Below are 21,891 nucleotides of genomic sequence, written 5' to 3'. Positions count from 1 at the left end.
CACAAATGAGCCGCAAGGTTCTGTTGATCGAGGATGAGCCGAACATCACCGAGGCCATCCGGTTTCTTTTGACGCGCGAAGGCTGGCAGGTGCAAACCCATGCCGAAGGCTCGGACGCGCTTGAGGTGATTTGCGCGGCACAACCGGATCTGGTGATCCTGGATGTAATGCTGCCTGGGAAAAGCGGGATGGAGATTCTGCGCGAGTTGCGTGAACAGGACCGTTTTCTCGGTTTGCCGGTTCTTATGCTGACGGCACGCGGTCAGTCGCGGGATCGCGAGATGGCCGAGCAGGCCGGGGTCAGCCGGTTCATGACCAAACCCTTTTCTAACACCGAAGTATTGACAGCTGTGCGGGATCTTCACGCACAGGCCTCGCGCTCATGAGCTTGTCAGAGGACGGTACCGCGCGCAGATCAGCGGCGCGTCCACCGTTGTTTCTGGAGCGCCAGAGCTATCGCCGCCGCAGGTTGATGGATGCTGCACGGCTGTTGCCTTTCTTCGGGGCGGCGCTGTTGGTCATCCCGTTGCTGTGGCCCGATCAAAGCGACGGGGCGGACGCGGTGCCGCTGTCCTCGGCGATGTTTTACATATTTGCCTGCTGGGGGTTGCTGATCCTGATCGGCTTGGTGTTTGGTTTTGCGGCAAGGCGGCTCAGTAAAGGTGAAGGCCGCGCGTCGGAGGGTGAGTGATGGCCACGCTCAACATGCTCATACTGGTTTGTCTGGGCTATGTTGTACTGCTGTTCGGCGTGGCCTTTGCGGCAGATAGGGCTGCTGCCGCGGGCAAGGGGAAATGGCTCCGGTCGCCTTTGATCTATACGCTGTCCCTGTCGATCTATTGCACAGCCTGGACCTTTTACGGCGCGGTTGGCAACGCTGCGCGGTCGGGGTTGGAGTTCGTAACGATCTATTTGGGGCCAACGCTTGTGATGGTCAGCTGGTGGTGGGGGCTGCGCAAGTTGGTGCGCATCGGGCGCAGTCAGCGGGTGACGTCTATTGCTGACCTAATCTCGTCGCGCTATGGCAAGTCCAACACGCTGGCGATCTGTGTCACAACCCTGGCGGTGCTGGGCGGAACACCCTATATTGCGCTGCAATTACAGTCGATTACGCTGTCTTTTTCAATCTTTGCCGAGGCTGATCCAACGGGGCTCTATCGCGAAGGGTCCAGCGTGTTTTGGGTTGCGACCGGGCTGGCTGCTTTTGCTATTCTGTTTGGAACGCGCAATCTGGATGCCAATGAGCGTCACCACGGGATTGTGACGGCAATTGCACTGGAATCGGTGGTCAAGCTAGTGGCTTTGCTGGCCGTCGGCATCTTTGTGGTCTGGGGCATTGCCGGTGGTTTGACACCTATGCTGGATCGGATCGACGCCTCCGATATCGGGCAGTGGAACGTCGATACAAGTCGGTGGACGACCCTGATCTTTTTGTCAGCGGCAGCCTTCGTCTGCCTGCCCCGTATGTTCCAGGTCATGGTGGTCGAGAATGATGACGAAAGCCACCTGCGCACGGCCGCCTGGGCCTTTCCGCTGTATTTGCTGTTGATGAGCCTCTTTGTCGTCCCGATCGCGGTGGTCGGGCTTGACCTTTTGCCCGCGGGATCGAACCCCGACCTGTTTGTGCTGACTGTACCTTTGTCGCAAGGCAATGACGGGTTGGCGATGCTGTCCTTTATCGGTGGCTTTTCATCGGCGACCTCCATGGTGATTGTTACCGCCATGGCTCTGTCGACGATGGTGTCGAACCATGTGGTCATGCCGATCTGGCTGAATACGCAGGAAGGCAGCAGCCCGGTCTCGGGCGATGTGCGCAAGATCGTGTTGATCGCGCGGCGCCTATCCATCGCGGCCATCATGGCGCTTGGGTATTTCTATTACCGCTTGTCGGGCGGCGGCGCGGCTCTGGCCTCGATCGGCCTGGTGGCCTTTGCCGGTCTGTCGCAAATCCTTCCCGCACTTGTGGGCGCGCTGTTCTGGCGCGGTGCGACGCGGGTGGGGGCCTTGGCCGGTTTGACCGTTGGTTTTGTGCTGTGGATCTATACCTTGCTCCTGCCGGGAATGGAGGGCGGCATCATCCCGGTGTCGATGATCGAAAACGGCCCCTTTGGCTTGGGTTGGCTGCGCCCCCAAGCCTTGTTCGGGATTGAGGGGATCGATCCGATGGTACATGCGGTTGTCTGGTCGCTCTCGCTCAACACCATTGCATTCTGCGTAGGATCGCTGCTGAGCTTTCCCAGCCCGCTGGAGAGGCTGCAGGGGGCACAGTTCGTCAATGTGTTTGACCATTCCGCCTCACCCCATGGGTGGTCGGGGTCGGTGGCGCAAAGCGAAGATCTGATGATCATGACCCAACGCATACTGGGGACCGGAGCCGCACAGGAGTTTTTCCAGGCCGAGGCGGCGCGTCAAAAGGGCCGCGAAGGGCGGTTGCCCGAACCAACGCCCGGATTTCTGGAACGGTTGGAGCGAGAGTTGAGCGGTTCAGTTGGTGCGGCGACCGCACATGCGATGATCGGTCAGATCGTTGGTGGTGCGGCGGTATCGGTCGAAGACCTGCTGGCCGTGGCTGACGAATCGGCGCAGATGCTGGAGTATTCCAATCAGCTTGAAACCAAGTCGGCCGAGCTGAGCCGCACCGCGCGCCAGTTGCGTGATGCCAATGCCAAGCTCACGCAGCTTTCGATGCAAAAGGATGCGTTTCTCAGCCAGGTCAGCCACGAACTGCGTACACCCATGACATCAATCCGCGCGTTCTCGGAAATCATGCGCGACACGGGTGGGATGAGTGACGAAGATCAGATGCGCTTTTCCTCAATCATCCATGATGAGGCCCTGCGCCTGACGCGGCTATTGGACGACCTGCTGGATCTGAGTGTTCTGGAAAGCGGTCAGGTCAGCTTGAACATGTTGGATGGTACTGTTCAGGGCGTATTGGATCGCGCTGTGGCCACCGCGTTGACAGGAGGAGAGCGCGCGCTGGCCTTGCGCCGTACACGCTCTGCCGAGCGCATCTCGCTCTATACCGATCTGGATCGTTTGGGGCAGGTCTTCATCAATCTGATCTCTAACGCTCAAAAATATTGCGACGCGGACGAGCCGGAACTGACAATCGCGACCCATGATATTGGCGGTCAGGTGGTGATTGATTTCATCGACAATGGCAGCGGTATCCCACCCGAGGCGCAAGCAATGGTGTTCGAAAAATTTGCCCGTGTCGGGCCGGACAAGGCCGGAGGCGCCGGGCTGGGCTTGGCCATTTGTCGCGAGATCATGCAGCGTTTGGGTGGAGATATCACCTATTTGCCCGAACAGGGCGGGGCAGGGTTCCGCGTCACCCTGCCACTGGCCTTTCGTCAGGCCGCGCAATAGCGCTTATGTAAAGCCATTGGTAACGAACCGCAGGTACATAAAAAGCGTATCAGCAACAACTGGGCGGTTCGGTAACATGACGCAGCAATCCAGCACGGCTTTGACGCGAAAGCTGTCCGCAAATCAGGGCAGTGCTGATACCTCGACACGTTCGGTCTCACGCGCGCTGCGGCTGGCCATGGCCCGCGCTGCGGATGAACGGATCGGGTTGCCGCTGTCCATCATCGCTGTCAAGCAAACGCAATCCCCCTTGGAGGGGCTGCAGAATGCTTTGCAAGACGACTGGCTGTTGTTGCTCTTTTCAACGGCACAGGGGCGTGTGGCCGCAGTCTGTGTCGACCTGGGTTCTGTCTCGGCGATTGTTCAGAAACAGACGATAGGGGATGTGATCGCCGATGACCCGCAACCCCGCCCGTTTACCGATACTGACGCCGCCATGGTTGCGCCTCTGCTTGAAGAGGTCTTCAAAAAGGCCCGCACTCTGGTTGAGGATCCGCTGGACATCGATAGCCTTTCAGGTTTCGAGTTTTCGGGGCGCGTTGGCTCTGCCCGCGCTGTCACTTTGTCGCTGGTAGACGATCAGTTTCGTCTCTTCTCGTTGACCGCCGAATTGGGTGGCGGGTTGCGACAGGGAAAAATCTGCATAGTTTTGCCCGATCTCGCGACCGAGACGGCCGAGGCGATGACGCAGGCGCGTGCGGGGGGCGGGCAACTCGACCAAGCCGCAGGTGTCATGCGAGCAGAGCTGAGCGGGGTGATCTGCCGGATGAACATACCTCTGTCTCACTTGTCGAGTTTGTCTGTGGGGGAAGTATTGCCATTGCAGGGTGCGCGGGTCGACAAGACCGAGATGCTGACAATCGACCGAAGTCGCGTCGCCCTGGGGCGCCTGGGGCAATGCGGTGGTATGCGCGCGGTTCGGATCAACGAGCAGAACAATGGCCCTCTGCTGACCGAAGCCCAACCAGACGCGTTCTGGGAAAGTGACGCCAAGCTGGAACAGCCTGTTTCGGGCGATATTGTGGATCCCCTTACAGACGACACCGCTCAGCCGGACCTGATGGCGGGACCAGACGCTCTGCTGGATGAGGATCCATCGGTCGAGATTGGTAATTCCGATCAGATGCTTGCAGAGATTTCACAGCTCGCCGGGCTGCCAGAGGTCTCGGACGGCACCAACGATAAGCCCTAGAACAAGCTTATCCGTCGCGCTGGCTCAATTGGTCCAGGGCCGGGCGCAGGTTGTCCAAGGCATAGCCAGCCTTGCCGGTGGCCTCCAAAATCTCGTCCGGGCTCAGGTGATCGCATTGCCCCAAGGCCCACACCACCGAACAGCGCGTGCCCGATGCGCAATAGGCCAAGACCGGACCGCTCTCGCTTTCTGCCATGTCCCTTTGGCGTGCGACGTTTTCAGGGGTCATGGTCTGGTGGGTCAGTTCGAGCACTTCAAATACCATACCCGCGTCGCGCACCGCCCGACCAATGGCATCCGACTGCATGGCCGGAGGAACTTCGACATTTGGACGGTTGCAGATCACCTTGACAAATCCTGCCGCGGCAATGGCTGGAACGTCTTCAACCGTGATCTGAGGTGAGACGGCGTAGCGGGGGGTAATAGGGCGAATCTCCATGGCAATTGCTTAAGCCGGGTTCGCCACTCTGTCCAGTTTTGCACCCAGCGTCGGCGCGGCGAGCATACCCGCCAGCATTGAAACCAGAAAGACCACGCCACCAACGCCACCATAACTGAGCGACGCCATCGCTGGACCCGGGCACAATCCCGCCAGCCCCCATCCCATTCCAAACAGAACCGAACCGACGACCAGGCGCCGATCCAATTCGACACGCGGAGGCTCTGGAAAGGTTCCGCCCACCGCAGGTGCGCGCCCTTGGGTCAGGCGCCAGGCAATGACCATGGGCAGGATCGCCCCGCCCATCACAAAGGCAAGCGTCGGATCCCAGTTTCCGAAAATGTCCAGCCAGCCCTGGACCTTAGTCGTGTCCGTCATTCCCGACACAAGAAGACCGGTGCCAAACAGCGACCCGGCCAAAAATGCAAGTACTCCGCGCATCAGATCACTCCCAAGCCGTGCCGAAACAGGGCAACTGTAAGTGCACCGGCCAAAAGGTAGAACACGGTGGCCACGATTCCGCGCAGCGAAAACCGTGAGATGCCGCAAACCCCGTGGCCCGATGTACAGCCATTTGCGATCCTTGTGCCTGTACCAACCAGCAGCCCCGCTGTGATCACGAGCGTCAGATTGCCTGTTAGATGCGTCTCCGTTTCCGGCGCGATCAGCGGGCGAAGCAGAAGGGGCATCCCGACAACGCCCGCGACAAAGGCGAGGCGCTCCCATCGTACATCCCGGCTGCTCTTCTCAAGCAAACCAGCCAGTATCCCGCTGGCCCCCATGATGCGGCCATTGCCCAACAAAAAGACCGCAGCCCCAAGCCCGATTATGAGCCCGCCAAGCAGCCCCCAAATCCATTCCGTATGCATCGCACTATCCTCTGGCTGCGTGTCGACCGGTTACAGCTTGTTGACCGGAATTTTCATGAAGACATCCCCGTTTTCATCCGCCGGAGGCATGTTGCCTGCGCGCATGTTCACCTGCAGCGAGGGCAGTATCAGACGCGGCATGGACAGCGTGGCGTCTCGGGCATCGCGCATCTCGACAAACTCCTCGATGCTGCGCCCCTGACCGATATGAACGTTCAGCGCTTTCTGCTCTCCCACTGTGGTTTGCCAGGCATACTCATCACGCCCCGGGGCCTTGTAATCATGGCCGACAAAAACGCGCGTCTCGTCCGGCAAAGACAGGATTTTCTGTATCGACTTATAAAGCTGTTCTGAAGATCCCCCCGGGAAATCGCAGCGTGCCGTGCCGAAATCGGGCATGAACAGTGTGTCGCCCACAAAGGCTGCATCGCCGATCACATAGGTCATGCAAGCCGGAGTGTGCCCGGGCGTATGTAAGACATCTCCGCGCATTTGTCCGATGTGAAAGCTTTCGCCCTCGGTAAACAGAGCGTCGAATTGACTGCCATCGCGCTGAAACTCGGTGCCCTCATTGAACACTTTGCCAAACGTGTCCTGCACAACAACAATGTTTTCGCCGATACCAATCTTTCCGCCCAGCTTTTCCTGAAGATACGGAGCCGCAGACAAATGATCGGCATGGACGTGGCTTTCCAGAATCCAATCGACCTTCAAGCCGTTTGATTTGACGTAGTCAATGATCTGATCCGCAGACCCTGTGTCAGTCCGACCTGACGCGTGATCGAAGTCCAATACGCTGTCAATAATGGCGCAAGCTGACCCTTCGGGCTCCTGTACAACGTAGGAGACTGTGAAAGTGTGAGGGTCAAAGAAGGCTTTGACGATAGGTGTCATGCGACTCTCCCGTAGCTGACTTCACATTGTCATAGCGGAATATGACGCATTATCCAATTCACGATTTGATGTTCATCAAGGCGCGGTCGTGTTTTTCCGAATAGGATTTCATCAGCGCGCGCGTTTGTGCGCGTTTTTGAGGCCGGTCGGCAAAAAACCGCACGGGAATGCTCTGCAGATGTGCTGGTATTAAATCCGTTACCTACATCGGACAGAGTGACACCTATGGGAGGAAGATCAATGAACGAACATGACCTTTATTCCGAAGCCGAGCAGCTTGAACACAAGCTGGAAGGTGCTTGTCTGGACACCCGATTAGAGCTGCAACCCAGTGTCAGCCGTGTTCTGGATCGTATGCGCGCGCAAGGAATGCATATCCCATCGCGCCTGCGTCGTCTGGATGCCGCGCTTTGCGAAGACGCGGTCGAAGCGCGCTTCGACAATATGCCAGTCTGATCTGGTTGGTCATCCGAAGGAAATGCCCAGGATGACCAGCATCAAACCAATCACCGATAAGAACAGGGACGCCAGGTTCCACGGGAGAACGGCCTGAACCGCGGCTCTCAATTCTTCGTCTGTCAAGCCAGCTTTGCGCGCCTTCATGACGCGCAGGATGCAATACATCAGGCCTATCAAACCCGCCAGAGACAGCGCAGCCCCGCCCCAGACTATCAAGTCGAACATGGTGTCCAATGCCTTTTCATTTCGGTGAGACCGCGCTTATCGGATGAACATGCGCCGCACAAGCCCGGGTGTCATTTGCGTGCTTGCACCCTGACCGGTGGCGCGGTATCCGGCCCATTGCCCGATGCTTTAAACAACCAGCCGATTGGAGACAGACGCAGATGGAAGACATCACCGAAGACCAGGCCGCCGTCAATTACCGCGTAACCGCTGGCGAGCTGCGCCAGTTCATCGAACGGTTCGAGCGTCTGGATGCGGAAAAGAAAGACCTTGCCGAGCAGCAAAAGGAAGTCATGGCAGAAGCCAAGGCACGCGGCTACGACACCAAGGTCATGCGCAAGGTGATCGCGCTGCGTAAACGCGACAAGGACGATATTGCCGAAGAAGAGGCGGTGCTTGAGATGTACAAGGAAGCACTTGGCATGTGACCATTGCTGTTTGGGCCCTTCAGGGGGTCAGAAAATGAATGCCTGGCATGGTTTGTAACTGTGCCAGATCCTGTTCGTAGAGTTCGGTAAACGCAGCAACAACCTCGTCATCCCAGCCGGGGTAGTCGATCACCTCTTCGATCGCCTCCGCATGAGCATGCCGTTCGAAAATTTCGGCCAGCGCATCACGCGTTGCCGAAGATTGATAAAAATCCTCCTGGGACAGCAGTTCATCAAGTTCGCGAACTCCTGCGTCTGCCAACAATGATGACAGGAATGCGAACTCGTTTGTCAGTGGTGCGTCCTCAGGCAAGCCTGCGAGCGCTCGGAAAACGTTACCGATTATCAGAGGCGCATGGGTGTCGCTCCAAAGCGTGATCTCAACGTTCGGCGCCAATTCCTGAATATCTTCGATCATAGGCAGCCAACTGAGACAGCTGAGATCGGTTGACGACAGAATCTGTTGCCGGTCTTGCTGGGGCAGGGCGGCCAGTACGCCGGCGATCACGCTGGCCGGATTACGCAAAGCAATGAACAATTGAATTGGCTGACCATCAAAAACATGGCTTATGAAGCTAAGACGTTCCCCGGCAGAAGGGTAGAACTGCCCGTCTTCGATGGTCGAGGTAAGCGAGCCGAGAAAACTCCCACCGGTCAAAATGACTCGCCTCGGTTCTTGACCCTCGGGAATCTGAGTTTGAAACAGAGCTAAGGTTTCCGATGCGACTGGTCGAGCCTTAGGTGCATCAAGTGCGGGCTTGAAAACCGTACGGTATTTTCTGCCACCAAAATACAGGCAGTTGTGTTCTGCCATGAGGTTGGTGTTTGCCCGTGCCAATTCGAAGAGCCGCCCTTCGTCAGTAAACGCAACGCTGCTAAGGATGGCCACTTCCACGGTCAAGACTTCCCACATTTTGAGAATACTGTTCATCGGGTTACAGGTAGAAACTGATGCCGTCAAATCGAACGGTGTACCCAGGGATCATGCTGGCATTCACCGATTATCCGGTGCTTGATGCGCTCCGGAAATCAGGATCCTTGGGTGCTTTGGGCGCTCCAACCTGCAATTGCTGAGATCTAGCCGAGGCATTCGCCGTGTCATCTGGACACCTGTATTGAACGAACATTCTTGGCCCCCCGACCAGTTCATCCTCGCCTCCACGATGGGCTACGGATTTGAATAAAACCCCACACATCAATCAATCGAAACTATTGTGAAAATGCCTCTTGAGCTTTCCGACTGAATGATGTTAATCGCGTCGAAACACCCAAGGGTGCCCCTATAGCTCAGCTGGTAGAGCAACTGATTTGTAATCAGTAGGTCCGCGGTTCGAGTCCGTGTGGGGGCACCATCTTCCAATATTGCAATGTCCAGTGACATCCATTTAAGCCCTGTATATAAGGGCTTGTATGAGAATGTTTGTCCACCCGTGTTTTATACAGTCCGACGACGTACCCCCGGATTGGGGGTCATTTTGGGGGTACGCTGAAAAGACAGAAGTGGAGCGTACCCCCAGATGCCTCTGAGCGATGCGAAGATTCGAAACCTGAAATCCAAGTCAAAGCCATACAAGGTAAGCGACTTCGACGGTCTTTTCGTACTGGTCAAAGTCAGCGGCTCAAAGTCATGGCGGTTCAAGTACCGCATCGACGGAAAAGAAAAGCTGATTGTGTTTGGCGACTACCCTGCCGTGAGCCTGAGCAAGGCCCGCGAGCTCCGGGATGCAGCCCGAACAAACCTCGCGAACGGCCTTGATCCATCAGAACTGAAGCAGGAAGATAAGCTGCGTCGCGCGGCAGCCAGTGGCCAAACCTTCGAAAAGATAGGTGCGGCGCTCTTGGCCAAGCAGCATAAAGAAGGAAAGTCTAAGGCGACGCTCGACAAAACCGCATATCACCTGAAGCTCGCCAACCGCGATTTTGGCAAGAAACCAATAACTACAATAACCGCCCCGATGATCTTGCGCACATTACGAAAAGTCGAAGCGAAGGGCAACTATGAGACAGCGCACCGGTTGCGCGCACGGATTGGGTCTGTGTTCCGCTACGCGGTTGCAAGCGGCGTCGCCGAAAGTGACCCGACTTATGCTTTGCGCGATGCTTTGATCCGACCGATAAGACAGCATCGCGCTGCAATAACGGACCCCACTGCATTCGGAGCATTGCTCCGCGAAATCGACGTCTTCGAAGGTCAATTGACCACGCGCATCGCGCTCCAACTTTTGGCCCTACTCGCACAGCGCCCCGGAGAATTGCGACATGCCAAGTGGAGTGAGTTTGACGAAACAGAAAGAGTATGGGCGATTCCGGCTGGAAAGATGAAGATGCGACGCTAACACTTCGTTCCTTTAGCGGATCAAGCGATTAAGTTGTTGGACGAACTGCGGCCTCTGACTGGCGAATGCGAATACCTTTTCCCCTCGCTTCGTTCATGGCACCGCCCCATGAGCGAAAACACTATGAATGCTGCGCTTCGGCGAATGGGCTATTCCGGCGACGAAATGAGCGCACACGGTTTCCGCGCCACTTTTTCCAGTCTGGCCAATGAAAGCGGTCTCTGGAATCCCGATGCAATAGAAAGGGCCTTGGCTCATGAGGAACGTAACGAGGTGAGACGCGCCTATGCGCGAGGCACACATTGGGAAGAACGGGTTAGACTTTCCGACTGGTGGGCTGGATGTATAGATGAACTGAAGGCAAGTTGATCCCGTAGTTAGCACTGGCGTTTCATTTATGGACCAAACGGAAAAATCAGAAAGATACCAAAGAATAATTGCAAGGATCGGCGGCGGTTTTTTTGCAAACACTGAATCGCCGGAGATTCCGCCGATGGGTGAAAACTACCGTCAGACGATGTCGGACTTGTTTGCGAAGCGTGACGAAATGTCGAATGCAATCCGCAGGGAATTGGAGTGGTTGCCCCCCGAGGAACTTGTGGACACTTTCGGCCCAAACGGAGAACCAATATCAGAAAAAGGGAGGGACTTGGTTGCAAGATTTCAAAGAGAGATGGAAGCAGCGTTTGGTCGGTTGAAGCCTTGGTATTCAGCGCCACTCTTTCGAACAAAACAGTTGGCCGATTTTGAACATTGGGTCAAACACGAATTTCTTTCTTTGGATGAGGTCGTTTGGCTTTCTGTTGGGCTAGAGCCAGAAGACAGGTTCGTAGCATCGATCAAGGAGTATGATGAGAGGGGTAAAAAGCAAAAGCTGGATGAGGTGACCACCTACATGAGCCGCCACAGAGAGGTGATAAGGCGGAAGTTCGACCTATACAATCAAAAGCACAAACCTAAGTTTGGGGATCTTTTTGTCTGGATAAATGAAGTTAACCTGCCCGTTCACTCAGGGTTTTATGAGCTTGTTTCTCACAGAGCAGCAGCGCCCAGCAAAACCACAATTCCTGATGTGCCCGACAAGATCGACAGGAAGTTTGACGGTCGCGAACGCACCTCAATGGTAAAGCTCATCGCAGCGATAGCGATTGATGCCTACGGCTTCGACCCTACGGAAAAACGCAGCGAGATTCCCAATGAGATAGAAGGAATCGCAGACCGTCTGGGCTTAAACCTAACCAGCAAAACAATACGAAAGTATCTTCGCGAAGGCTCAGAGAGGTTACCTGAAAACTGGAAGCCAGAATAAAGATATTTCCTCAGGAATTAGCGGAAATAACCTGAATTAATATCAATTACTTATAGATAATTCCAAGCGGCAAAACCATTTTCCCCTCAGATTCATAACTTTGATCCAGAACCTGATCACATCACCTAACACAAGGATTGATCAGAATGGACAATATAGATTTCCCCCGAACTGGCCTCGTACGGCTTTCGCAATTTCTTGCACCTGCCGGTCCCATCCCAGTTTCCAAATCTGCATGGTGGCAAGGTGTAAAAGATGGGCGCTTTCCTCAGCCTCAAAAACTTGGTCCGCGTACTACGGTTTGGAAAGTTGAGGACATCCGTGCCCTATTTGAAGGTGACGCTGATGGCTAAATACCCAAACCCGATGCTCGTTAAAGCCTCACGAACATATGACGTGCTAGAAGCGGCGCGGGCGCTTGGGCGAACACCAGCGACGATCCGGCACTGGATCAAAGATGGATTGGAGGTGCTAGCGGCACGCAAACCTTACCTGATCCTGGGGCAAGCGATCCGCAACTATATCCGTGCGAAATCGGCATCTAGGAAAAAGCCTCTCTCGCAGGATGAGATCTACTGTCTTTCATGTAAAGCAGGGCGGAGACCGCTGGACATGGTGGTCACGTTGCATTCCCTAACCAGCAAAACGTACAGGATTAACGGCGTTTGCGACACCTGCGCGGCACCTATGTCGCGGATCATTTCCTCGTCTAAAGCACCGCAATTCCTTGAAGTGTTCACCCTCAAGAAAAACCGCGGCAGCACGGCCTAATAGATACCGGCTTCTACCGTTTGAAACATACATCTGAAAGGAATGAACAGGCATGAGAAAAGTGAATGAAGAAAACGAGCGCACAAAACGAAGATACCTACAATATTTAAAGGCTGCTCGACGCAAAGACGAAGCGACCATTGATAAGGCTGCCGACGCGATCCTGCATTTTGAGGCAAGCACAAACTACGCTTCTTTTAAGAAATTCCGGATTGAACAAGCTGTCCGCTACCGAGCCAAACTTGACTCTGAAATCAACAAGAGAACCGGCAAACCATTGGCGAAGGCCACCATCTCATCGCGATTGTCAAACATCAAAGGTTTCGTTGTCTGGCTGGCCGACCAACCAGGCTACAAAAGCCGAATCCGCCACTCGGATGCCGACTATTTCAACATGGACGCAAAAGGCCAGCGGGTGGCGCACGCCGTAAGAGAGCGGCCTTACCCTTCTCTGGAGATGGTCCGGCACGCCTTCTTGCAGATGCCCACGGCAACTGACATTAACCGGCGCGATGCTGCTATCGTCGCTTTCATCATGATTTCTGGTGCACGGGATGGCGCTATTGCCTCTCTTAGGCTCAAGCACATAAACTTGGTTGACGGCTACGTCTTTCAGGATGCGCGGGAGGTAAAGACGAAAAACTCCAAGACCTTCACAACATACTTCATGCCCGTTGACCAGATTTACACCGACTGCTTTCGTGATTGGGTGCAATATCTTAAGACGGAATTGCTCTTCGGCCCGGATGACCCGCTTTTCCCCCCGCCAGAAATGGGTATCGTTGACGGTCAATTCTCAGTCGTCGGCTTGAAGCGGCAAACCTATCGAAATGCAAACGCGATCCGGGCAGCGGTCAAACAAGCCTTTGAGAACGCGGGCCTGCCAATTTTTGCGCCACATTCTTTTCGCAAAACCCTTACCTTCTGGGCGGACAAACATTACCCGACACGCGAAGCCTTCAAAGCCTTCTCTCAAAACATCGGGCATGCGAGCGTCGTGACAACTGTCGGCTCGTACTTCCCCGTAAGCACAGAACGGCAAGGCGAACTGATCAAAGCGCCGAAAATTCCAGCCTAGGCTCTGGGCCTACAAACGGCGCAGTCTCAACGGCAGCTTCGGGCCAGAGCGGACATAGGAGAAGAATGCGGCTATGTCCGAGTTGCGGACTTTTCTGCCGATGCTGAACGCCTTGTGAAGGACACTCAAGCGCGGCAAAGCAGTCTTTGGTTCAACGCTATTGGTCTATTTGGTCAGTGCCAAGCTTGGTTCGCCCGGACGAGACAGATGAAGATCGCCTCCGTTGGCTCGGGGCGTCGAGGGCACCTCCGCTCGCCGGGCCGCGCAGCGGCTGAAGCAGCATTCGGTCGAGCCAGAGGTCTCGGCGTGTGCGAAACTGCTCGATGCCGATTTCCATGCCTTTATGCCCCTTCTCGGGTTGCGCAATGTAAGTACCTAGAAGGCGGTCCCACCACGGTAGGTTAAAGCCAAAGTTCGAGTTGGTCTCGCTTGGATCGACGGAGTGGTGGACTCGGTGCATGTCTGGAGTGACAACGAGCCATCTGAGAATTCGATCCACCGGACGCGGCAAATCGATGTTTGCGTGATTGAAAAGCGCGGTAGCGTTCAGGATCACCTCGAACAGGAGTACGGCGACAGCAGGCGGCCCTAAGGCTGCTACAACCGACAGCTTGATCCCCATCGAGATCAGGATTTCTACCGGATGGAAACGCAAGCCAGTGGTCGCGTCAAAATCGAGGTCGGCGTGATGCATCCGGTGTAGACGCCAAAGCCCAGGTACGGCGTGGAACATCACATGCTGAAGGTAGATTGCGAGATCGAGAAGCAGCATGGAGACCAAGATGGCAACCCAAACCGGCGCCTCGATGTTGTTGAAGAGCCCCCATCCGCGATCCTCGGCCATGGCTGCGAGACCGACTGCGAGGATTGGAAAGGTCAGCCGCAGAATGGCGGTGTCGAGCACCACGAGCGCAAGGTTGTTTGTCCATCGGATAACGCGCGGAATATCCCGTCTTCGCCGGGGTGCGGCCACTTCCCAAAGTGCCATCGCGGCCAGGACGGAAAGGAAGGCAATAAGGCGGATAGTTGGTTCAGCAACAAGGATTGTGTCGGACATGGACTTCCACCATTCGGGTTTCCGTCGCGATAGAATTGCAAGCTGTTCTAGGCGACGACCGCTCCAATGTAACGCAGACATGCAAGCGATACCATCTGAGAGCGGCTTGGTCCGCTTAGCGGAACTTCCAATGGTTTTCGGGAATGACCGTTTTCGGCAGAAGCAGACATTTAAGTCGAATAAACGAGTCGATATTGCGCGATATCTGCTTTCACCGAGACCGGGCATTCAGCAAATTAGGCTTTATGTCCGAGTTGCGGACAGAGCTGCCCTTCACTTCCGACGATCGAACGTCCGCATTTGCGTAGTTGCCATTATCGGCTGCCAACCCGTCACGACACGTCGTGTTCAAGCACTCTTAACCGGTTGATGCCATTTGCAGACAAGCGCCGAACCAGATTCTTCGTTGGGACGGCCTGAACGGCGATGCCTGATCCCACGGCCATCGCCGCTGCTGTCCCGGTGGCTTGCCCCATCGCCATGCATTGCGGCATGCCACGCACGGAGGCGAATGCAACCGCGTCTGCTGACAGGATCCGCCCCGCAAACATGAGGTTCGTGATCTCTTCAGGTACCAGCGACCGGAATGGAATTGTATAGTACTGCCCGGATTGGATGGCGGCGTGATGGGTCATGTCGCCCTCAGCACGCATCACGTCATCGATAGGGTTGTCACAGGCTACAATCCCATCCTCGAACTTGGTCGCAGATGCCAAATCCTTTCCTGTCAAGCGATACATGCCTTGTAATTTGCGCGTCTCGCGCACGCCAACCGTTGGTGAAAGCATGGCCATATGGGCCCGCTCAAAGCCTGGGACGTCAGTACGCAGGAACGCAGCCAATTGGCGGCACCTGCGGCGCCCCTCTTGGGTGGCAGCACTCACGGCCAGAGGATCCGTGCCGTCTACCCCACGGACGTGGACAGAATTACAAAAGACCGTACCCTCATGAAAGCCGCGCATGAGGTACAGCTTCATAAGATCGCTGTGCAACCTGCCATCTGCAACACCAATCGCTGCGTATTTCTGGAAATACGGGTCCGGATCGGCGAAAGCGCGGTCCCAGTCCACACAAATCATGAAGAAAGAAATCGTCACCGCCATCATGTTGCCGGACGCATCGCCAAGAACGTAGGGCACTCCAGCCTTGGCTGAGATGTCGCCGTCACCCGAGCAATCGATCACGATCTTCGGCTGAATTGTAAAAGGTCCGTGTCGGTCACAGCACGAGACAGATGCAATTTTAGTGCCTTGCATCTTGGGTTCGAGCGCAATGGCACCTAGCCTGATACGCACGCCCGCTTCTTCGAGCATCTCAAACATCGTGAGCGTCGCCACATCATGGTCATATATGATTTCAGGTCCGAAATTGTCGAGCGTGCAAGCCCGCTTCTCGGCGGCTGGCGGGTCCATCGATGCAAGACGCTCTGTGAGTTCCTCAATGATGCCGCCGATAATTTGATCCATCGGATAGGCACCGCCCCAGGGCATACCAGGGCAGAACGCCATTACGCCGCCGATCTTGCTGGTCGCTTCCAGCAAAGTGACCTGAAGCCCTTCGCGACCCGCAGCGATCGCAGCACCGAATCCGGCTGTACCGCCGCCAATAACGAGGATGTCAGTGTGTTCTGTCTTCATCGCTGTCTGGCATCCCTGGTGTTGAAGAAACCGTCCGTTCCGAAACGACGCTGATCCTGCAAAATCAATTCGTCAAGACAAGAAAGCCGCCGTTGGTGCAACGCGCAGCATCGGTCACTTTGGGCTCGTAGCAGCCGTTCGCTGCAACTTGCTTGAACGACCGCTCTGCGGACAAACCTGCCGTTAGCCGCAGCGCGGCGGGATTGTTTCGTATGAACGACCGCCTTGCGGACCAAAACGGCCGTTAACGGCAAAAAAGCGAATGGCCGCATTGATGCCGCGCACCCTGTTTTTGAGTGCGCGGATTGTCGTGTCACTCGCTGCGCTCGCGGGGAGCGCCGGCTTCACAGACAAACCTATTGGTAAGTTACTGCCAAGGAAGGATTGCTCTTCCTTTTTAGGATCTTTGCAGATCTACGTCTGTTCGAGAAAGGCCCCATGCACATCCTTGGCTTTTACTAGGCTGCGACCCTCGCAAATCACTATGCCGTCGGGGGTCGTACAACTGGCCCAGAGATCCACCAGGTGTTTTTCAGGGCGCAATTTGGTTATCGTAACTTGCGCCGCCAGGACTGTGTTCAATGGTGCCACTGCATTAAACTGCAGCTCTTGTTTTAGGTAGTTGGTGCCTGAACCTGGTAGCTCGACCCCGAGTAGGTAAGAAAACAAAGCGGCGAGCAACGGTTCTGGGATGCTTTCGGGTTTGCCCCCACTCAGCGAGGCGAAAGCGTGCAAGTCTTCTTCGGTGTATCGTCGGGCGATTTTAGCGGATTGTCCTACTTTCAACATCAAATCTCGACCTCCCCGATCAAACATTCTGCACCGTCGGCAACCCGGACGACGCGCATATTCAGGCGTCTTTGGGTATCTTGCTTGATAGACAAGTCCAGGGGTTCTCCGGCAAAAGCCGGATTTGGGAACATTAGACTTTGTGAAGTCGTGTTGAGAGACGGGTCGTGTTGCTTCAGCATGCCCCAAAGCTTTGCGTAGAGCAGCATGCCATGAGATACCGTCCGACCGAATGCGGTGTTTGCACAGAAATCCGGGTCCACGTGGATCGCGTTGTCGTCACCGGACACGCGTGCAAAGGCATCGAAGTCATCCTGCGTCGGCGTCCAGCGCTGTTGGACGTTAATCATGATCAAATGCCTTAATCAAAGCAGGCTTTCGAATTTTGCCCGCAGCAGTGCGTGGGAAATCTTCAACAACTCTGAAATGCGCAGGCACTTTGTATCCGGCCAGACGCTCGCGGCACCACGGGCGCAAGCTTTCAACATCAAGCGTTTCTTCCGGTCGCAGCAGAATGAACGCGGCGCCAACCTCTCCCCATTTGTCGTTGGGCACACCTATTACAGCGGCTTCGAGAACGGAAGGATGGGAATGTAAAACCCTTTCAACTTCAGCCGGATAGACGTTTTCTCCACCTGAAATGTACATGTCCTTAATGCGGTCAACGATGTAGTAATACCCGTCTGAATCGCGACGTGCGACGTCTCCAGTCATTAACCACATATCTTCGGTAAAGGTATTTGCCGTAGCTTCTGGGTTGCCAAAATAGCCCGGCGTCACACCGGGGCCTTTGATGTGCAACTCGCCTACACCCTCCGTACCATCGGGTACTCCGCTCAATCGGACTTGCGCCAGGCTTTGTGGTTTGCCGACCGAACCGATCTTTTGCTCGGCATGGGCGGGGTCCATCAGGAATACAGTCGGGCCAGTTTCAGTCATGCCCATTCCATTCAGGACTTTCACACCGCGTTCTGCAAAAAACTGGATCAGTGGTTCCGACAGAGGGGCACCGCCGCAACCGCAGCGAATATTTCGCCAGTCAAGATCGTCAATCCATGGGGCAAGCGACAACGCTTGATACACTGCGGGTACAGCGAAGAACTGGTTAATCTGCCCCGACGCGATCAGGTCGCGTATCTCGTCCACATCGAACTTGGGAAAGATGGTCGATGATCCGCCGGATAGAAATATGGGCAGCGTGTATAGGTTGATCCCCGCTGTATGAAACAGAGGCAAGAAACACGCAGAGCGGTCTGTCGACGCGATATCGATGGCTTGTCCGATGTTTATGGTGTTTGCCCAAGCCATTCCCGCGTTTTGGATGACGGACTTGGGCAGGCCCGTCGTCCCAGAGGTGAAAAGCAGATACCAAGGCCGATCAGATGGGATCGGAGCCGTCAACTCCGGGCCACCCTGCTCGATCCACCCGGCGAGGTCGTTTTCTATCGTCAAGAGCGGCGCCCCGACCCCTTTTGCAGTTTCTGCCGCAACCCTTTGGAATTCCATGTCCGTTAGCAATATCGAGACACCAACCTGCTCTAAGGTCTCAACAAGCTCTGGTGCGGGCTGACGCCAATTCACCGGGCAGAGAATGATGCCTGTTTTTTGGCAGGCAAACAGGGTGATGAAGAACTCGGCGGAGTTCTGGCACAGGATGGCCACTCGGTCGCCCTTGGAAAGCCCAAGGCCGGTGAGACCGGCAGCAACTGCATTTGCGGCATCATTTATCTGGCCAAAGGTCCAATCGCGCGACGATGCAGCGTCATTAAACGCCAGGGCATTGGGCGAAAGCTCTGCCCTTTTTGCGGCCATGTCAGGGATCTGGTCAAACATCTCTTTCATCCCCCATGTTGAAGGAATTCTTGCATCTTGGTCAGAGTTTCCGGTCGTCCAATAAGGGCCCGGAATGCCTCAGTCTCAGCCTCGAGCCGTGTTTTGACGACCGCCCGGCGTTTGTCGTCCCAGAACAGGGACTTTGCTGCCAGCGCAGTGCCGGTATCGATCTCGGCAAGCAGTTTCGCGGCGCGCGTTTCGGGTTCTGGATCAATAACTTGAACAAGCCCAAGGCCTTTTAGCTGCTCTGAGCCCTGTCGGTGGTTGGCCATTATCCAACCCCTTGCGTTTGCGCTGCCAATCAAGTCCGGCAAGAGGGCTGTCCATCCGCCATCCGGGGCGAAACCCACCACCCCGTAATAGGGTTGAACAAAGGCGTCAGGCGCTGCAACCACCAGATCGGAGGCAAAAACCAATCCGGCCGAACCACCAGTTGCGGCACCGCGTACGGCCGAAGCCAGGACAACCGGCATCTCAACCATGCGCAAAACCAGCGTCTGCAGAACGGGTACAACTTGCGCTGTATAGCTTTCGATTTGCCCGGCCCACGCCGCCTCGGCGAACCGTCCGACATCCCCCCCGGTCGAAAAATTGCGCCCGCCTGAAATCAGCGCCTTTTTTACATTCAATTGTTCCAGCGCATCAAATGCTTGGTGCAGTTCGGCTAGACGGCCGGGTGCCAGAGCATTTGCGCGCGGCGCTTGCAAGCGGATATGGCAGCAGGGTTCCGAGTTCGACAGGTCTATTGTTTGCCATGTGACCAACCCGCTCATGGGGACAGTCCGTTGCAGATCAACTCATGCGCTTCGGCAACAACGCGGTCGATATCGACGTTGTCGTCCCAAAGCACGTAGCGCTCACCCAAGGCTTTCGCGATCCCCATCAAAGCCCAGGCTCTGACCTCGGCATCACCTTCAGAAATCTCGCCCTTTTGCACGGCGTGTTCCAACTGATCGGCATAGGCTTTGCCAAATTCTGTGTAGTAGGTGCGATAGGCTTCGGGATCAACAAACCGGGCCTCTTCCACGATCCGGTATTGCAACGGGCGGTCGCGAACAACACGCAAATAGGCCTCAAGCCCGGCGCGCTCGGCTTCCAGGCGGTTTGGTGCGTCCGCGATCTGTTCGGTCGTCTGGGTTCTCGTGGCGCGGCCCATGTCCTCGACCAGTTCGCGAAACAGTTCTTCTTTGCTGGAAAAGTAGATGTAGAACGTGCCAAGTGCCGTTTCCGCCGCACGTGTAATGTCGGCGATGGAAGCAGCGGCAAAACCCTTTTCACCGATCACCTGCTCGGCAGCCGCAAGGATCTTTGCGCGGCGTTCGATCCCGCGTTTGGTTTTCGGTTGGGAAGCAGAGGATTTTGTCATCTTGATAGTGTCTTCCTTTGCTCGGTCTTTGCGCTTTGCAGTGTCATGACAAAGCGCCGGAAAGCATCGCAGAAGGCGTCGGGCTCTTCTAGATGCGGAGAATGGCCCGAGTTCTGAAAAACCTGCACCTCGGCCATAGGTGAGTGTCGCGCGATCCAGTTCGCTACGCCCGGATCATAAAGCCTGCTCTGCGCCCCCGCGCAAACCAGGTAGGGAATATCGATCCCGGCGATGATTTGCCGTGCATCCATTGCAACAAGATCGTCCCAAATCGGGCGCAGCGTTGTCGGTTCCTGCTTCAAAAGAAGCGTCCTCATCGCGTCCTCGTTGGCCTCTTGCATGCCGCCGGACGCGTACATGTTTCGCAGAATGTTTTTGACCATGCTGCGCCATTGAAATTCGATCTTCGAGGACGTGGACAGAACAGCATCCGCGGTTTGGCTGCCCAGTCCAAACGTCCACTGATCGTCAGGCAGCAAACGTGGGCTCATGTCAATGGTGACCAGCCCGCCCAAGTTTTGAGTGCCTGCCTGCGCGAGATACTGCCATGCAACAGCGGCCCCCATGGACCAGCCGACTAGAATAGGATGATCCAACTGGTCGATGATTTTGCCCGCAACCTCGACACAACGCGTAAGGCTTGGCTCATCCTTTTCTCGGGAACCATGTCCGGGCAAATCCGGTGCATGGCAGTCGAAATCGGGCCCGAGCCGAGCTTTGACGTCGTCAAAAACCGCGCCATTCATGGCCCAGCCATGCAGGAAAACCAGCGGTACGCTCATGTGGTGCGCTGCCTGCGCAGGCGACCGACGATGCCGGTTGGGAAGAAATAGACGCTGAGAATAAACAGGATGCCCAGCCACATCAGCCAACGATCGGGATCAACAAGCTCGGGGATCACTGGCAAGCCTTCGGTGGCATGAGATGCCGCCCCCATGAGGTTTTGCAGGTAGGTCTGCGCCAGTACGAAAAGCACCGCACCCAGCACCGCGCCATACATCGTGCCCATGCCGCCGATGACGACCATCAGCAGGATGTCGAGCATAATCTCGAAGCTCAGCGTTGTATCCGGACCGACATACCTTAGCCAAATTGCAAACAGGCTTCCGGCAAGGGCGGCAGTGGCAGCCGACAAGCAGGTCGCAGCCGTGCGATACCAGACCACCCGGTAACCGATTGCTTCGGCCCGAAAGTCGTTCTCGCGGATGGCTTGCAGGACACGACCAAACGGAGAATTCACGATACGCAGCAGAAGCAGGAACAGCGCCAGCGAGCTGAAGAAGATCAGGTAGTAGTTCAGGATCTTCCCCGTGAACTTTACCCCCATCACCTCGCCCATCCTGTTGGCAGAGGTCAGAACGCGCGGGATTTTATAGGTCAGCCCGTCTTCACCACCCGTGATATCAGAGAACTGCGACACAAGAACCGCGACGGCAGAGGCAACGGCAAGTGTGATCATCGCAAAGAATATCGCGCGCACCCTGAGGCTGAACAAACCAATCAGCAGCGCCAGTACGATTGCCGCCAAAGCGCCCAAGAGCGTGCCGACCAGAAGGGCATCGAACCCGCGCCCCATATGGGTGGATGCCAGTGCGACGCCATACGCGCCCATGCCGAAGAACATGGTATGCGCAAAACTCACGATCCCGGTGTATCCAAGAAGCAGGTCATAACCTGCTACCAGAAGGATAAAGATGCAGATCCGAGCAGCGGTATCCAACGCTCGCACACCTTCAAATAGGAACGGCGCACCGGCCAGACAAACCAGGATCAGCAGCAAAAGCGCGGTCAGAATGGGGGACCGGGGCGTATCGCCAGATATCAGACGCAAAATCAT

Annotated in this window: 26 protein-coding genes, 1 tRNA gene and 1 pseudogene; 13 read left to right on the top strand and 15 right to left on the bottom strand. The window is 55.8% G+C overall.

The window, feature by feature from the left end; genetic code table 11:
* Window positions 1-5: 5 nt before the first annotated feature.
* The 4 genes from GOV38_RS14155 (at window position 6) to GOV38_RS14140 (ending at window position 4,564) form a co-directional block, all read left to right on the top strand.
* A complete protein-coding gene (locus GOV38_RS14155; RefSeq protein WP_171209572.1) occupies window positions 6-386 on the top strand; it encodes a response regulator transcription factor in 381 nt (126 codons plus the stop codon).
* Window positions 383-691, top strand: a complete 309-nt coding sequence (locus GOV38_RS14150; RefSeq protein ID WP_171131344.1) for a hypothetical protein — start codon at window positions 383-385, stop codon at window positions 689-691. Before GOV38_RS14155 ends, GOV38_RS14150 begins: the two co-directional genes overlap by 4 nt.
* A complete protein-coding gene (locus GOV38_RS14145) occupies window positions 691-3,372 on the top strand; it encodes a sensor histidine kinase (protein WP_171209573.1) in 2,682 nt (893 codons plus the stop codon). Before GOV38_RS14150 ends, GOV38_RS14145 begins: the two co-directional genes overlap by 1 nt.
* A gap of 76 nt (window positions 3,373-3,448) precedes the next feature.
* Window positions 3,449-4,564, top strand: coding sequence for a FliM/FliN family flagellar motor C-terminal domain-containing protein (locus tag GOV38_RS14140; RefSeq protein ID WP_171209574.1), 1,116 nt, complete (start codon window positions 3,449-3,451; stop codon window positions 4,562-4,564).
* A gap of 7 nt (window positions 4,565-4,571) precedes the next feature.
* On the opposite strand, the gene GOV38_RS14135 is transcribed toward GOV38_RS14140, so the two are convergent.
* From GOV38_RS14135 to GOV38_RS14120, 4 genes are read right to left on the bottom strand one after another with little or no spacing between them, the layout of a single operon-like run.
* The gene (locus tag GOV38_RS14135; RefSeq protein WP_171209575.1) at window positions 4,572-5,003 is read right to left on the bottom strand and encodes a TIGR01244 family sulfur transferase; all 432 of its coding nucleotides are present in this window, start codon (window positions 5,001-5,003) and stop codon (window positions 4,572-4,574) included.
* 9 nt (window positions 5,004-5,012) lie between these two features.
* Complete coding sequence (locus GOV38_RS14130; protein ID WP_171209576.1) at window positions 5,013-5,444, bottom strand: DUF6691 family protein; 432 nt, start codon at window positions 5,442-5,444, stop codon at window positions 5,013-5,015.
* On the bottom strand, window positions 5,444-5,872 hold the full coding sequence (locus GOV38_RS14125) for a YeeE/YedE family protein (RefSeq protein WP_171209577.1): 429 nt from the start codon (window positions 5,870-5,872) through the stop codon (window positions 5,444-5,446). The genes GOV38_RS14130 and GOV38_RS14125 overlap by 1 nt, the downstream gene beginning before the upstream one ends.
* 30 nt (window positions 5,873-5,902) lie before the next feature.
* Window positions 5,903-6,766 (bottom strand): MBL fold metallo-hydrolase, encoded by an 864-nt coding sequence (locus GOV38_RS14120; RefSeq protein WP_171100196.1) that lies wholly within the window; start codon window positions 6,764-6,766, stop codon window positions 5,903-5,905.
* Between the two features lie 240 nt (window positions 6,767-7,006).
* Here GOV38_RS14120 and GOV38_RS14115 point away from each other — a divergent pair, with 240 nt between their 5' ends.
* Entirely contained in the window at window positions 7,007-7,222 is a 216-nt protein-coding gene (locus tag GOV38_RS14115; protein ID WP_171100194.1) for a hypothetical protein, read from the top strand.
* Window positions 7,223-7,231: 9 nt separating this feature from the next.
* Here GOV38_RS14115 and GOV38_RS14110 read toward each other — a convergent pair whose 3' ends face one another.
* Window positions 7,232-7,450, bottom strand: coding sequence for a hypothetical protein (locus GOV38_RS14110; RefSeq protein WP_171100192.1), 219 nt, complete (start codon window positions 7,448-7,450; stop codon window positions 7,232-7,234).
* A gap of 161 nt (window positions 7,451-7,611) precedes the next feature.
* Between GOV38_RS14110 and GOV38_RS14105 the strand changes: the two genes are divergently transcribed.
* Complete coding sequence (locus tag GOV38_RS14105) at window positions 7,612-7,878, top strand: DUF2312 domain-containing protein (RefSeq protein WP_171100190.1); 267 nt, start codon at window positions 7,612-7,614, stop codon at window positions 7,876-7,878.
* Between the two features lie 19 nt (window positions 7,879-7,897).
* Here GOV38_RS14105 and GOV38_RS14100 read toward each other — a convergent pair whose 3' ends face one another.
* The gene (locus GOV38_RS14100; RefSeq protein ID WP_171209578.1) at window positions 7,898-8,809 is read right to left on the bottom strand and encodes a hypothetical protein; all 912 of its coding nucleotides are present in this window, start codon (window positions 8,807-8,809) and stop codon (window positions 7,898-7,900) included.
* A 345-nt stretch (window positions 8,810-9,154) separates the two neighbouring features.
* Between GOV38_RS14100 and GOV38_RS14095 the strand changes: the two genes are divergently transcribed.
* From GOV38_RS14095 to xerC, 7 genes and pseudogenes are all read left to right on the top strand, one after another.
* Window positions 9,155-9,230 (top strand) — tRNA-Thr (locus GOV38_RS14095).
* A 165-nt stretch (window positions 9,231-9,395) separates the two neighbouring features.
* Window positions 9,396-10,214, top strand: a complete 819-nt coding sequence (locus tag GOV38_RS14090) for an integrase arm-type DNA-binding domain-containing protein (RefSeq protein WP_254430595.1) — start codon at window positions 9,396-9,398, stop codon at window positions 10,212-10,214.
* Between the two features lie 15 nt (window positions 10,215-10,229).
* Window positions 10,230-10,583, top strand: a pseudogene (locus GOV38_RS22395) (tyrosine-type recombinase/integrase); the annotation flags it as partial.
* A gap of 28 nt (window positions 10,584-10,611) precedes the next feature.
* Complete coding sequence (locus GOV38_RS14085) at window positions 10,612-11,523, top strand: hypothetical protein (RefSeq protein WP_171209579.1); 912 nt, start codon at window positions 10,612-10,614, stop codon at window positions 11,521-11,523.
* 146 nt (window positions 11,524-11,669) lie between these two features.
* Window positions 11,670-11,876, top strand: a complete 207-nt coding sequence (locus GOV38_RS14080; RefSeq protein WP_171209580.1) for an AlpA family transcriptional regulator — start codon at window positions 11,670-11,672, stop codon at window positions 11,874-11,876.
* Complete coding sequence (locus GOV38_RS14075; RefSeq protein WP_171209380.1) at window positions 11,845-12,294, top strand: DNA-binding protein; 450 nt, start codon at window positions 11,845-11,847, stop codon at window positions 12,292-12,294. The genes GOV38_RS14080 and GOV38_RS14075 overlap by 32 nt, the downstream gene beginning before the upstream one ends.
* A 52-nt stretch (window positions 12,295-12,346) precedes the next feature.
* Complete coding sequence (xerC, locus tag GOV38_RS14070; protein WP_171209581.1) at window positions 12,347-13,372, top strand: tyrosine recombinase XerC; 1,026 nt, start codon at window positions 12,347-12,349, stop codon at window positions 13,370-13,372.
* Between the two features lie 157 nt (window positions 13,373-13,529).
* Here the strand turns inward: xerC and GOV38_RS14065 are convergent, their stop codons facing one another.
* From GOV38_RS14065 to GOV38_RS14025, 9 genes are all read right to left on the bottom strand, one after another.
* Window positions 13,530-14,429 (bottom strand): sterol desaturase family protein, encoded by a 900-nt coding sequence (locus GOV38_RS14065; RefSeq protein WP_170464538.1) that lies wholly within the window; start codon window positions 14,427-14,429, stop codon window positions 13,530-13,532.
* A gap of 332 nt (window positions 14,430-14,761) precedes the next feature.
* Complete coding sequence (locus GOV38_RS14060) at window positions 14,762-16,066, bottom strand: FAD-dependent oxidoreductase (protein WP_171209582.1); 1,305 nt, start codon at window positions 16,064-16,066, stop codon at window positions 14,762-14,764.
* Window positions 16,067-16,480: 414 nt separating this feature from the next.
* On the bottom strand, window positions 16,481-16,855 hold the full coding sequence (locus GOV38_RS14055; RefSeq protein WP_171209583.1) for a phosphate acetyltransferase: 375 nt from the start codon (window positions 16,853-16,855) through the stop codon (window positions 16,481-16,483).
* Window positions 16,855-17,205, bottom strand: coding sequence for a MaoC/PaaZ C-terminal domain-containing protein (locus tag GOV38_RS14050; RefSeq protein ID WP_171209633.1), 351 nt, complete (start codon window positions 17,203-17,205; stop codon window positions 16,855-16,857). The genes GOV38_RS14055 and GOV38_RS14050 overlap by 1 nt, the downstream gene beginning before the upstream one ends.
* Window positions 17,198-18,688, bottom strand: coding sequence for an AMP-binding protein (locus tag GOV38_RS14045; protein ID WP_171209584.1), 1,491 nt, complete (start codon window positions 18,686-18,688; stop codon window positions 17,198-17,200). The genes GOV38_RS14050 and GOV38_RS14045 overlap by 8 nt, the downstream gene beginning before the upstream one ends.
* Window positions 18,689-18,693: 5 nt before the next feature.
* Complete coding sequence (locus GOV38_RS14040) at window positions 18,694-19,461, bottom strand: enoyl-CoA hydratase/isomerase family protein (protein WP_171209585.1); 768 nt, start codon at window positions 19,459-19,461, stop codon at window positions 18,694-18,696.
* Window positions 19,458-20,054: a TetR/AcrR family transcriptional regulator gene (locus tag GOV38_RS14035; RefSeq protein ID WP_171209586.1), complete on the bottom strand. Its 597-nt coding sequence runs from the start codon at window positions 20,052-20,054 to the stop codon at window positions 19,458-19,460. The genes GOV38_RS14040 and GOV38_RS14035 overlap by 4 nt, the downstream gene beginning before the upstream one ends.
* Window positions 20,051-20,836, bottom strand: a complete 786-nt coding sequence (locus tag GOV38_RS14030; RefSeq protein ID WP_171209587.1) for an alpha/beta fold hydrolase — start codon at window positions 20,834-20,836, stop codon at window positions 20,051-20,053. Before GOV38_RS14030 ends, GOV38_RS14035 begins: the two co-directional genes overlap by 4 nt.
* Window positions 20,833-21,891, bottom strand: coding sequence for a branched-chain amino acid ABC transporter permease (locus GOV38_RS14025; protein WP_171209588.1), 1,059 nt, complete (start codon window positions 21,889-21,891; stop codon window positions 20,833-20,835). The genes GOV38_RS14030 and GOV38_RS14025 overlap by 4 nt, the downstream gene beginning before the upstream one ends.

It is taken from the genome of Ruegeria sp. HKCCA5839 (genome assembly GCF_013035585.1).
Taxonomy (GTDB): domain Bacteria; phylum Pseudomonadota; class Alphaproteobacteria; order Rhodobacterales; family Rhodobacteraceae; genus Ruegeria.
Note: the sequence above shows the minus strand (reverse complement) of the source record. Positions and strands in the feature narration are given on the sequence as shown.